The organism is Comamonas thiooxydans, from assembly GCF_000964545.1.
GTDB classification, from domain to species: Bacteria; Pseudomonadota; Gammaproteobacteria; order Burkholderiales; family Burkholderiaceae_C; genus Comamonas; species Comamonas thiooxydans.
The window spans coordinates 33,511-44,750 of sequence record NZ_BBVD01000024.1 but is presented as its reverse complement, the minus strand read 5'-3'; the positions used below and the strand labels follow the sequence as shown (position 1 = coordinate 44,750).

General features: G+C 60.6%; 16 protein-coding genes. 3 read left to right on the top strand and 13 right to left on the bottom strand.

Annotation, left to right across the window (positions count from 1 at the left end):
- Nucleotides 1-137: 137 nt before the first annotated feature.
- From Cth01_RS22845 to Cth01_RS22830, 4 genes are read right to left on the bottom strand one after another with little or no spacing between them, the layout of a single operon-like run.
- The gene (locus Cth01_RS22845) at nucleotides 138-614 is read right to left on the bottom strand and encodes a DUF2269 family protein (protein WP_045840527.1); all 477 of its coding nucleotides are present in this window, start codon (nucleotides 612-614) and stop codon (nucleotides 138-140) included.
- Nucleotides 611-1,048: a DoxX-like family protein gene (locus Cth01_RS22840; RefSeq protein ID WP_045840526.1), complete on the bottom strand. Its 438-nt coding sequence runs from the start codon at nucleotides 1,046-1,048 to the stop codon at nucleotides 611-613. The genes Cth01_RS22845 and Cth01_RS22840 overlap by 4 nt, the downstream gene beginning before the upstream one ends.
- Nucleotides 1,041-1,925 carry an NAD-dependent epimerase/dehydratase family protein gene (locus Cth01_RS22835; RefSeq protein WP_045840525.1) on the bottom strand — a complete coding sequence of 295 codons (885 nt, stop codon included), beginning with the start codon at nucleotides 1,923-1,925 and terminating at the stop codon, nucleotides 1,041-1,043. Before Cth01_RS22835 ends, Cth01_RS22840 begins: the two co-directional genes overlap by 8 nt.
- Before the next feature lie 47 nt (nucleotides 1,926-1,972).
- The gene (locus Cth01_RS22830; protein ID WP_012838998.1) at nucleotides 1,973-2,512 is read right to left on the bottom strand and encodes a GbsR/MarR family transcriptional regulator; all 540 of its coding nucleotides are present in this window, start codon (nucleotides 2,510-2,512) and stop codon (nucleotides 1,973-1,975) included.
- Nucleotides 2,513-2,743: 231 nt separating this feature from the next.
- On the opposite strand from Cth01_RS22830, the gene Cth01_RS22825 reads away from it, so the two are divergent.
- Entirely contained in the window at nucleotides 2,744-3,055 is a 312-nt protein-coding gene (locus tag Cth01_RS22825; RefSeq protein ID WP_012838997.1) for a hypothetical protein, read from the top strand.
- A 152-nt stretch (nucleotides 3,056-3,207) separates the two neighbouring features.
- Entirely contained in the window at nucleotides 3,208-4,707 is a 1,500-nt protein-coding gene (rlmD, locus tag Cth01_RS22820; protein ID WP_034393016.1) for a 23S rRNA (uracil(1939)-C(5))-methyltransferase RlmD, read from the top strand.
- 36 nt (nucleotides 4,708-4,743) lie between these two features.
- Here the strand turns inward: rlmD and Cth01_RS22815 are convergent, their stop codons facing one another.
- The 6 genes from Cth01_RS22815 to Cth01_RS22790 form a co-directional block, all read right to left on the bottom strand.
- Nucleotides 4,744-5,661: a ZIP family metal transporter gene (locus tag Cth01_RS22815; protein ID WP_034392947.1), complete on the bottom strand. Its 918-nt coding sequence runs from the start codon at nucleotides 5,659-5,661 to the stop codon at nucleotides 4,744-4,746.
- 3 nt (nucleotides 5,662-5,664) lie between these two features.
- On the bottom strand, nucleotides 5,665-6,300 hold the full coding sequence (locus tag Cth01_RS22810; RefSeq protein ID WP_045840524.1) for a superoxide dismutase: 636 nt from the start codon (nucleotides 6,298-6,300) through the stop codon (nucleotides 5,665-5,667).
- Between the two features lie 31 nt (nucleotides 6,301-6,331).
- A complete protein-coding gene (locus tag Cth01_RS22805) occupies nucleotides 6,332-6,835 on the bottom strand; it encodes a DUF2753 family protein (protein ID WP_045840523.1) in 504 nt (167 codons plus the stop codon).
- Nucleotides 6,832-7,332, bottom strand: coding sequence for a DUF2325 domain-containing protein (locus Cth01_RS22800; protein WP_045840522.1), 501 nt, complete (start codon nucleotides 7,330-7,332; stop codon nucleotides 6,832-6,834). Before Cth01_RS22800 ends, Cth01_RS22805 begins: the two co-directional genes overlap by 4 nt.
- A gap of 310 nt (nucleotides 7,333-7,642) precedes the next feature.
- A complete protein-coding gene (locus Cth01_RS22795; protein ID WP_045840521.1) occupies nucleotides 7,643-7,996 on the bottom strand; it encodes a hypothetical protein in 354 nt (117 codons plus the stop codon).
- A 145-nt stretch (nucleotides 7,997-8,141) separates the two neighbouring features.
- On the bottom strand, nucleotides 8,142-8,834 hold the full coding sequence (locus Cth01_RS22790) for a Bax inhibitor-1/YccA family protein (protein WP_003053535.1): 693 nt from the start codon (nucleotides 8,832-8,834) through the stop codon (nucleotides 8,142-8,144).
- A gap of 192 nt (nucleotides 8,835-9,026) precedes the next feature.
- Between Cth01_RS22790 and Cth01_RS22785 the strand changes: the two genes are divergently transcribed.
- Nucleotides 9,027-9,434 (top strand): GlcG/HbpS family heme-binding protein, encoded by a 408-nt coding sequence (locus Cth01_RS22785; RefSeq protein ID WP_045840520.1) that lies wholly within the window; start codon nucleotides 9,027-9,029, stop codon nucleotides 9,432-9,434.
- Between the two features lie 203 nt (nucleotides 9,435-9,637).
- On the opposite strand, the gene hemP is transcribed toward Cth01_RS22785, so the two are convergent.
- From hemP to Cth01_RS22770, 3 genes are all read right to left on the bottom strand, one after another.
- Nucleotides 9,638-9,847, bottom strand: a complete 210-nt coding sequence (gene hemP / locus Cth01_RS22780; protein WP_003069932.1) for a hemin uptake protein HemP — start codon at nucleotides 9,845-9,847, stop codon at nucleotides 9,638-9,640.
- A gap of 250 nt (nucleotides 9,848-10,097) precedes the next feature.
- On the bottom strand, nucleotides 10,098-10,514 hold the full coding sequence (locus Cth01_RS22775; protein ID WP_034358920.1) for an ExbD/TolR family protein: 417 nt from the start codon (nucleotides 10,512-10,514) through the stop codon (nucleotides 10,098-10,100).
- Nucleotides 10,515-10,517: 3 nt separating this feature from the next.
- The gene (locus Cth01_RS22770; protein WP_003069935.1) at nucleotides 10,518-11,240 is read right to left on the bottom strand and encodes a MotA/TolQ/ExbB proton channel family protein; all 723 of its coding nucleotides are present in this window, start codon (nucleotides 11,238-11,240) and stop codon (nucleotides 10,518-10,520) included.

Here is an 11,240-nt window from a genome sequence, read left to right as displayed (position 1 = left end):
TTGTGGAAGCGATTGGTGTGTTTCGATAGCTGACGAGTCGCAAAAGGTTGAGACGGCATGGCCGCTATCGCTGCAATGAGCGGGCTGCCGTCCTTCCTGATGAGCGAGATGTGGGCGAGCCGATCATGGCAGACGCCTCAACCCCAGAGCGCCGGCTTGTTCACCATCAGATAGTAGGTGCCGGCCATGGCCACAAAAGCGGGGTAGCCCAGAGCTTCCCAGCGCAACTGATACTGCCGGAAAAGCGGCGGCAGGGCCTGGCTCTGGCTATGCGCCTGGGTCGCCATCGCCGCCATGCGGATCTGCAGCCAGACCACGGGCAGCCAGCAGATGCCGGCCAGCGCATACAGGCCGAGCGAAAGCGCGAGCCAGGGAGTGGTGAGCGGCCAGCCTGCGAGATAGGCCATGGCAATGCCCGTGACCGGCTGAATGAAGACGCAGGGAGTAGTGAACCACCAGTCGGCCCGCACCACTAGGCGGCTGACCACTGCCTGGGCGGCGACCGAGCCGCTGCGGTTGGCAAAGAACATGTAGAAGGCCGAGCCGAGGCCGGTGCCGACCAGCAGCACGCTGGAGAGGATGTGCAGTGTCTTGAGCAACAGATAGGTATTCATGATTCAAGCCTGTTGTACGAGTGATCTGTTTGCAGCAAGAACCACAGCATGGCGGCGATGGGCAGGTTCTTGAGCAGCGGCCCCAGAGGGTGCAGCCACAGCGTGGGTTGAAGAGCCGTGCCGATCACGGTCATGGCCGTCATCAGCAGCAGGGCGCTCAGGTAGATGGCGCGGCCGGGGCGCAGCAGCAAGGCCAGACCCAGAGCCAAATCGGCCAGCAAGCCGGACCAGATGAGCAGTGCCTGCCAGCGTGCATCGCCAATGCCGCCCTGGTCCAGCAAGCGGGCACCTTCGTGGTTGAGCCCCGAGAGTCCGAAATAGTCCAGTGCGCTGACCAAAGCCGTGCCCAGCCAGACGACGACCAGACTGGCGTGCATGAATCTGGCAGCTTGCTTTTGCGGGTTGGTTCTGCTGCCGTTTTGCAACTCAGGCATGGCGGCGGCCTTCCTTGGGCAAGGTGGCCAGCATGGCATCCGGAGCCACGGGGGCGCGCCCCAGCAGCGAGGCCAGGGTCTGAGTATCGGTGACGTTGTCGTTTTCCAGCAAGGCCATGGTTTCGCTGCACCAGGGAAGGGCTGGTATCTGGTCGCCGACTCTGGCACTGCCCTTGCTCATCCAGTCTGGCAGGGCATGCACCGAAGCCGGGCCGTAGCCCATCTGGGCGCGCAGGCTGGCGATAAAGGCCTCTGTCGAAAGCGGCAGGGGGCCGCCGATTTCGACGATACCTTCGCCGGTGTCCGATGTCGCCATATGCGCGAGCACTTCGGCAAGATCGCGCACGGCCACGGGCTGAATCTGGCTGCTTCGCATGAGTTCGGGCAGCAGCAAAACGGGCAGTCTGGCAAGATTCAGAAACAACTGGCTGCTGGCCCCTCCCGCACCGAAGATGATGCTGGGGCGCACGACAACGGGCTTGAGCAGGCCCTGCCTGCCCAGTGCCAGCAGATGTTCGTCGGCCGCGCGCTTGGTCGTTGCGTACTGGGTGCCGCTGTGGCCGGCACCCAGAGCCGAGACCTGAACCACGCGGCGCACGCCGGCCTGGGCACAGGCATCAAACAGCGCGATGGGAGCCAGAGAGTGCAGGGTCTGCAGATCCTGACCGGGCTTGTCGCGCAGAGCGCCGACGGCATTGATGACGGCATCGATGCCCTGCAGATGCTCAAGCCATGCCTCGGCCGTGGTGCAGGCGCCAAAGTCCACAGGCGGCTGGCTGTGGCGGCTGCGCACCACGGGGTCGTGCTCCAGCAGGGCCAGCGCATTCACGATATGTCGGCCCAGAAAGCCTGTGCCGCCGCAGATCAGAACTCGCATACGCTACTCCTTTGCAATTTTCTGCCTTGACAGAATTCAGTTCGGCTTCAATCGTTGCCACCATCCTTGCCTCGGACAAAGCGCTGGACGCTGGCGCCAAGGCGCAGGATCTTGTCCAGCGTGGCCGGCGACAGGCGCAGCATCTCGTCGGTCCAGATGCCCAGCGAATCCATGAGGCGCAGCGTCTCGTGCACGCGATCCTGGGCATCGGGCGTTTCCTGCTCGAATTCGGGCTGGGCGATCAATTCGCGCAGCAGTGCACTGGTGGGGTCGAATTCGCGCTGCTTGCGCTCTCGCACAATGGTGCGCAGCAGCTCCCAGACATCGGCCGAGGTCTCGAAATACTCGCGCCGGTCACCGCTTTTGCGGCTGCTGCGAATCAGGTTCCAGTTCAGCAGCTCCTTGAGGCTGTTGCTGACGTTGGAGCGTGCCGCACCCAGGGTTTCGCAGATTTCGTCGGCATTGAGGGGGCGGCCATGAAAGAACAGCAGTGCATGAATTTGCGCCACCGTGCGGTTCACGCCCCAGGCGTTGCCCATATCTCCCCAGTGGTGCACAAAGCGTTCAGCGATAGGACTCAGTTGCATGAGATGAAGTGTGGTCTTGCTTGAAATTTCTGTCAATACAGAAATTTATATTCGAACGAATGCCCGAGAGGAATCCGCAAGGTGTTCGTGCAGGCTGTGCGCATAGGGGGGAATGGCTGCAAGCAATTTTCTTGCAATGAAGAAATTTCGCATCGACCCGGTCGCTGCGTCGCTACTCGTAAAATAGCCGGATTACAGGGGCATGGAGCCCCGTCAGGGAAGGGAGAGTTCATGACCGCTGCATCCGTCCTGCGTGCCGCCTTGGTTCTGTCGGCCTGTGCTGGGGCCCAGGTCGCATCGGCTGCCTGCTATTTTGTCTATGCACCCAATAACGAGCTGATCTATCGCTCCAATGTGGCGCCGGTCGACCTGTCTCTGCCCCTGCATCAGACGGTGTCGCAACTCGCCCCCGGAGCCCGCATGTTTTTTTCGCTCGACGAGTACAACTGTGCCACCGAGGTCAACCTGATCGCCGAGCGCGCCCAGATTGCTGCGGCGCGCAATAGCCGCGAGCGCCGGCTGCGTGAAGAGCAACGCTTCTGATTGCATAGCTGTCAGACAAGAGTCGGCGGCACATTGAGGCTTGATTTTGCCTTGCAGAGGGCCTATCGGCTGGGCGCTTGATATGGGCGCCCATGCAGTTTTTTGCCGTGGTCGGCTCTCGGGTATGGGGCGGCCTGAGACAATCGGGCACCATGAGTGAATCCCGCGACAACAAAATTCCCGAAAACCTGCCCGAAGTCCCGTCTGATGCCCCGGCGCTGCCCGAGGGCTGGCTGGAAGTGCTGTCCATGGACATGGATGCCCAGGGTGTAGCCCGCAAGCCCGATGGCAAGGTGGTCTTCATCGACGGCGCCCTGACCGGTGAAATCGTCAGCGCCAACACCCATCGCAAGAAGAACAACTGGGAAGCGGCCACGCTGACTGAAATCCACCGCGAATCCTCGCAGCGCGTGACGCCCGGCTGCCCTAATTTCGGGCTGCACGCCGGCGCCTGTGGTGGCTGCAAGATGCAGCATCTGCATGTGGCGGCCCAGGTCGCCATCAAGCAGCGTGTACTGGAGGACAACCTCTGGCATCTGGCCAAGGTCAAGCCTGAGACGCTGCTGCGCCCCATCGAAGGCCCGGCCTGGGGCTATCGCTTCCGTTCGCGCCTGTCGGTGCGCTATGTGGCCAAGAAGGGCAAGGTGCTGGTGGGCTTCCACGAGCGCAAGAGCCGCTACATTGCCGACATGGAGGTCTGCAAGATTTTGCCGCCCCATGTGGACGCAATGCTCATGCCCATGCGCGCACTGATCGCCAGTATGGATGCGCGCGAAACCTGTCCTCAGATCGAAGTGGCTTGCGGCGACCATGTCACCGCCCTGGTGCTGCGCCATCTGGAGCCTCTGTCGGATGCCGACAAGCAGCGCCTGCGCGACTTTGCTGCCGAGCAGAACGTCCAGTGGTGGCTGCAGCCCAAGGGTCCGGATACCGTGCACCTGATGGAAGAAGGCGGCACACAGCTGTCCTATGGTCTGCCGGACTTCGGCATCACCATGCCGTTCAAACCCACCGACTTCACCCAGGTCAATCCGCATATCAACCGTGTGCTGGTCACGCGCTCGCTGCGTCTGCTGGATGCGAAAAAGGACGAACGCGTCATCGACTGGTTCTGCGGTCTTGGCAACTTTACGCTGCCCATTGCCACCATGGCGCGCGAGGTGCTGGGCATCGAAGGCTCGGAAACCCTGGTCAAGCGCTCGCACGAGAACTACGCGGGCAACAATGCCACTCGCAGCGAAGACGACAAGCTGGCTCCCACCAGCTTCGTGGCGCGCAATCTGTTCGAGATGACGCCTGCCATGCTGATTGCCGACGGCAACTCCGACAAGTGGCTGGTCGATCCTCCGCGTGAAGGGGCGTTTGCCCTGTCCAAGGCACTTGCCGATATTCACCAGATCCGCATCGGCGCCAAGCAGACCGGCGTTGCCAGCGAAGAGCAGCCCGATTTGCTGCCTCCGCTGCCCGAGGGGCAGGAAAGCTGGCAGTTCCCCAAGCGCATTGTCTATGTGAGCTGCAACCCGGCCACGCTGGCGCGTGATGCAGGCTTGCTGGTGCACCAGGCCGGCTATCGCTGTGTGGCGGCGGGCGTGGTGAACATGTTCCCGCATACGGCGCATGTGGAATCCATGGCCGTTTTCGAGCGCACATAAGCGAGCATGACCTGAACTGCGCCTGCGCGGCGCAGTTCAGCCGCCAAGGGACGTATCCAGAATCATCATCAGCACAAAGCCCAGCATGAGTCCCGTGGTGGCCCAGGCTTCATGGCCCTTGCGGTGGGATTCCGGAATGATCTCGTGGCTGATGACAAACAGCATCGCCCCGGCTGCAAAGCCCAGGCCCCAGGGCAGCAGCATGGTGGAGCTGCTGACCACGATGGCGCCGATCACGGCTCCCAGAGGCTCGATCAACCCTGTCAGTGCGCCCAGCACTACCGCAAAGCCTCGGGTATAGCCGGCAGCCAGCAAAGAGGCTGCGACGACAAAACCCTCGGGCACGTCCTGTATGGCAATGCCCAGCGTCAGCGAGCTGGCGCGCAGCCCCTCGTTGGCGGCATAGCCCACGCCGATGGCCAGACCTTCGGGCAGGTTGTGAAGGGTGATGGCAATCACAAACAGCCAGGTGCGTCGCAACTGGCGGGCATGGTTGCCTTCACGGCCTTTGATGAAGTGCTCGTGCGGCAGCAGACGGTCCATGGCCAGCAGAGCGGCACCGCCGAGCAAAATGGCGATGCCGATCATGGCGCCGCCCAGCCATTCGCTGCTCCCGCTCGGGGTGGCCGCCCTGGCGGCTTCCAGTCCGGGCAGAATCAATGAAAAGGCGCAAGCGGCCAGCATCACTCCTGCGCCAAAGCCAAACAGTGTGTCCTGTGTGCGCTCCGATGGATGTTGGGTCAGCAGCACAGGCAAAGCGCCCAGGGCGGTCGCCAGCGCCGCCACACTGCCGCCCAGCAGTGCATTCAGTGCTGCGGGATTGCTCTGCAGCTGCTTCCAGACCATGGATGCAAGCACCAGAGCACCAGCTGCGGAGATCAGCAGCCCGAGCCGGGTTCTGAGCGGCAGGGGCGATTGGCTTGAAGATGCGCTCTGCAGTCCGTCCGGGCCCATGGCTCAGCTCCTGCCAGGCTGGGTGGCGGTAGCGAAGCGGCGTGCCACTTCGTTCCAGTCCACCACGTTGTAGAAAGCAGCGATGTATTCGGGACGGCGATTCTGGTATTTCAGGTAGTAGGCGTGTTCCCAGACGTCCAGGCCCAGAATCGGCGTGTTGCGGCTGCCAATGCCAGGCATCAGAGGATTGTCCTGATTGGCGCTGCTCTCCACATGCAGCTTGCCGCTGCGGTCCACGCTGAGCCAGGCCCAGCCGCTGCCGAAACGGCTGATGGCGGCCTTGGTGAACTCGGTCTTGAAGTTCTCAAAGCCGCCCAGGTCCCTGTCAATGGCTGCCGCAAGAGCGCCCTGCGGCAGGCCACCCCCTTTGGGAGACATGACTTGCCAGAACAAGCTGTGATTGGCATGGCCGCCGCCATTGTTGCGCACGGCCTGGCGAAGCGGCTGAGGCAGCGATTCGATCTTGACGAGCAGATCGTCCAGCGGCCATTGCGCGTATTCGCTGCCTTCGAGCGCCGTGTTGAGGTTGTTGACATAGGTCTGGTGATGCCTGGAGTAGTGAATCTCCATGGTTTGCGCATCGATATGCGGCTCCAGCGCCGCGTAGTCGTAGGCCAGTGGGGGCAGGGTGTAGCTCATGAGTAAAAGCCTTGGCAGTGAGAGAAGGGAGTCAGTGCAGTGATGAATGCACGGACTCGAAGCTGGCAAGGCGAGAGTGCCTGTTGCTGGCGAGGTGGACGGGTGCTGGGGCGCAGATGCCGCAGGCGCTATGGGGCCGTGCTGCCGCGTGCTCAGCCTGCGCGGCCAGGAGCTGCGGCAGATGACGGTATATCGCCAGACTCAGGGACTGGCTGGTGGAGTCCTGCTGCAGAAATGGCATCAGGGCTTGCTGTGCCTCATGCAGGCATTCAAATGCAGCTCCTGCCCGGTCCGCTTCGACGAGAGCATCTGCCAGATTCAGGTGAGCAACGACATAAGCGGCGATACGGTCATCGTCGGCAATATCGCCGGACTCCGCGACCAGCAACTGCAAGCCAAGCTGTTGTGCATGTCGGTAGTGTCCAAGTGCTGAGAGATGGCGATGCTCCAGCGTTGCGGCCAGCGCCATGCGGGTGTGCTGCTTCCAGGCAGACAGCAAATCTGCAGCCCAGGTTTTTCCTGTGCCGTGGCTCATGAAGTACCCTCGATGCAGGCTTGGGCTGCAACGACCTTTCCGTTCTCTCCCGATGGGTGAATGCGAACCACCCGCAAGGCGGTCGGCTGATCCACCAGCAGGCAGGTCTTGCCAGTGCGCTTGCAGTGATCCTTCACGCGCCAGTAGGCTCCGTCGCTGATGCAACCTGTCTGGCAAATCACCAGGTCGGCGGCGTGCAGACTGTCTTCCAGTAGCTGCTGCTCGGACAGGGCCTGGCTGTCGGTATCCTCAACCAAAGGCCAGTCGACGCCGGACACTGTCTGTTCAACTGTGGGTTGAGGTGTTTCCTGCAGCAGATCCAGTGCCATCGCCTGGGCCAGGGCGTGGCGCTGCTCACGTTCCCAGGCAAGCGCGCTGTCGCGGACAATGACCTTGGCCCTGAGCTGTACGAGCTGCTGCCTGAGTGCTTCGACTTCCCGTGCCAGCGACTGCATCTGTGCCGTGCAGCGGGTCTGCACTTCCATGTAGGTCAGCATGAGGGCCTCATGCTCAAGGCGTATTTGGTTGAAGTCATCATCTGGCACGGCAGTCTTGTCCCCATGGTTGAGAGCACAACAGAACTCGTCGCTGGGATGCGCGTATGTGCGGCTAAGAATGGAATCAATAGTCAATGAATATAAATGAGAATTGTTTGTATTCAAAGTCCGTAAAAGAAATATGACATCCGAAAAGCTTGGCGTGAGAGATGTCGAGCATGAAAAAGGCCGTAGCAGTGTTGCTACGGCCTGTGCGGGCGTTGGCTGGCACTGGCCCGGAACTCATGATCCGGGCCTGGCACAAGCGACTTCAGCTGCGGTTGCGACCGGCGCTGTTTTCTGGCTCCGCAGTGCTGCGCTTTTCGGCTGAGCTCTGACCTAGTACGGAAGGCACGCCTTCGATCTTGTTGGAGCGCATGTATTCATCCATGTCTTTCCAGCCCGCAAACACAAGCGCCTTGGGTGCCTTGGGGTTGAGGACGTAGCAATCCTCCAGCCCGCGCATGGCATGCCTACAGGCACCGCCAATGGCCTTGGCTTCGGACTCGCGCGCCACGGTGCGTGGGTCTGGACCCAGGCCCGGAATGTCTTCAATCTTGCAGCCTGCCAGTACCAGAGGCAGCAGGGCAATGGCAAGTGCGCGGGGAAGGTGGTTTGGCTTCATCTTGTCTGCTTATCGGCAGCGGCAGTCGGAAATTTAGGCCATGACTGAAATATCCATCAATGCGATGACCGCGCTTGACGTCAAGGTTACTGGAAACAAAAAGGAGTGCGCAAGGCACTCCTTTTTGCTTGAGTGGTGGCGAGGTTTAGTCGCGGTCGCCGCCCATGATACCCAGCAGGGCCAGCAGGCTCTGGAACACGTTGAACAGGTCCAGATACAGGGCCAGGGTGGCGCTGATGTAGTTGGTTTCGCCGCCGTCGATGATCTGCTTGAGGTCATACAGCATGTAGGCGGAGAAGATGCCGATGGCCAGCATGGAGATGGCCATCATGCCTGCGGTGGAACCCACGAAGACATTGATGATGGCACCTACCATCAGCACCAGAGCGCCCACGAACAGGAACTTGCCCATGCCCGACAGGTCGCGCTTGATCACGGTGGCCAGCATGGCCATCACGAAGAACACGCCAGCGGTACCGGCAAAGGCGGTCATGATCAGCTGGGTGCCGTTGGAGAAGCCCAGGATCATGCCGATCAGGCGCGATAGCATCAGGCCCATGAAGAAGGTGAAGGCCAGCAGCACGGGCACGCCAGCGGCGCTGTGCTTGGTCTTTTCGATCGCGAACATGAAGCCGAAGGCGCCGACCATGAACACGATCAGGCCCACGCCGCCCGTTAGCGCGCGAGTCATGCCAGTGGCTACGCCCAGCCAAGCGCCCAGCACGGTGGGGATCAGGCTGAGTGCCAGCAGCCAGTAGGTATTGCGCAAGACACGGTTGCGCTCTTGCTGCGAGACACCGTAGCCCGCAGAGCCCAGTGTGGTGACTTGTTCGTTCATGTAGCCATTCCTCCTTCAGGAATTGTGTGTTGAAACATTGTCATTCTAGGTGGGGGTCTTGAGAAGCCTTTGCAATACCCCGTTGCAATGCGGCAGTTTTAGGATGGAATGTTTTTCACATCGCATCTACTTTTGCCTGCAAAGTACAGAATATGCTTGCTGCATTGACAATCCAACGGAGCTTTTTATCTCATGAAGACCAAGCACGAACTCGAACTGGCCGATGTGAAAGCCATCGCTGCGGCTGCCGAAGCTGAAGCACTGAAGAACAACTGGCCCGTGACGATCTCCATCGTGGACGACGGCGGCCATCTGCTGCTGTTGCAGCGTATGGATGGTGCTGCTCCCATCTCTTCGCATATCGCCCCCGCCAAGGCACGCTCTGCAGCCGTGGGCCGCAAGGACACCAAGGCTTTTGAAGACATGATCAACAATGGTCGTACCGCTTTCCTGAGCGCTCCGTTTGTGGACGGTCTGCTCGAAGGTGGCGTGGCCATCATCAAGGACGGTCAGGTGCTGGGCGCTGTGGGTGTCTCGGGTGTGAAGGCCAACGAAGACGCACAGGTTGCCAAGGCCGGCATCGCAGCCCTGGGCCTGTAATGGCTTGATTTCTGCCGCTGCAGCGGCAGAGTCCAAAACAAAACCCCTGCCGCTTGATGCGCGCAGGGGTTTTGTTTTGGCGGGTTGCGAATGAGGAAAAAACGCGTGGCTATGTGAAGTGTGAGCACAAGAGAGGGCAGGTGCTCTACAACGACTATGGCTGGCGAATCGACACTTGCGGTGTCGCCCCACGATGAAACGGTTTATTTGGTCAGAATGAGCTTGCCCAGCTTGGTGGCCTGCAGGCGATAAGGAGTGCCGTTGTGCAGGATGGTGACTGCCTTCTGGCCGTTGAGCAGCAGGGCGCTGTCCAGGCCCAGGCTGGAGCCGGAAGCGGCTGAGGGGGTTGCAGCAGCCATGGAGGGGGTGCTACGGTTGTTGGGCTGTGAGGTCGCAACAAGCGGTGCAGACATGCCGTGATTCCTTAAGATCAAAAACTGGTGTAATGATAACAATTCTCAATTGAAAAGCAAGTGATACTTAATCTCATTCGCAAAAAAAACTGCCATTTATTTTTCATGTGGAATCTGTCCAGCCGTATCTGAGGATTTTTGCCTGCGGTCCATCAGCAGTTTGTGCCTGTGCCGGGCGGCTTGAGTGCTGTTTTGATGCAGGTTCCACAATAAAAAACGGCCCCTGAGGGCCGTTTTTGCAAGCATGGGCTTATTTGGATGGGTCGGTCACAAAGCCTATTTTCTTGACGCCAGCGCGCTGGGCGGCGGCCATGGCCTGGGCCACGCGCTCGTAGCGCACTTCCTTGTCGCCGCGGATATGCAGGTCGGGCTGCGGCTCCTTGACGGCCTCGGTCTGAAGATTGGTCTCCAGTTGCTCGTCACTGATTTCCTGGCCGTTCCAGGAATATTTACCGTCGGCCGTGATGCCCAGCTGCACGGTGGCAGGCTTGGTGTCCTCGGGCTGGTTGGTGGCGCGAGGCAGGTCCACGTTGACCGAGTGTTTCATCACGGGCACGGTGATGATGAAGATGATGAGCAGAACCAGCATGACGTCCACCAGAGGCGTCATATTGATCTCGTTCATCACATCATCGCTGTCCCCATCGTCCATGGTTCCGAATGACATGGCTTAGGCGCCTTTCTTCAGGGGCAGCACATTGCCAGAGACCTGGCCGTCCACGGAAACGCGGGCACCGGTCACGAAGTAGGCGTGCACGTCGTGGGCGAAGCTGTTGAGGGCGTTCAAAATGCCCTTGTTGCCACGTACCAGAGCGTTATAGCCCAGCACGGCGGGGATGGCGACGGCCAGGCCCAGAGCGGTCATGATCAGCGCTTCGCCGATGGGGCCGGCCACCTTATCGATGGATGACTGGCCGGACATGCCGATGGCCACCAGAGCGTGGTAGATGCCCCAGACGGTGCCGAACAGGCCGATGAAGGGGGCGGTCGAGCCCACGGAGGCCAGAATGGCCAAGCCGGATTGCAGGCGGGCCGTGAATTCGTTGATGCCGTTGCGCAGGCAGCGGGTCACCCAGTCGCTGATGTCCAGCGTGTCATGCAGGTGGACGCTGGTCTTGCGGTGGTGGGCGGAGGCTTCACGGCCTTCGAGCACCATGAAGCGGAAGGGGTTCTGCTTGTCGTCACCCAGCTTTTCCAGGCCGGTGGCCAGATCGGGGCTGTGCCAGAAGTCCTGCGCCTGGGTGGCGAACTTCTTGAATTTCACAATATCCAGCGCCTTGAGAATGATAACCAGCCAAGAGGCCACCGACATGACCAGCAAGATGATGGCCACGCCTTTGGTCACGAAGTCGCCCTGTGTCCAGACGTGGGCAATGCCGAATTGGGATTCCAT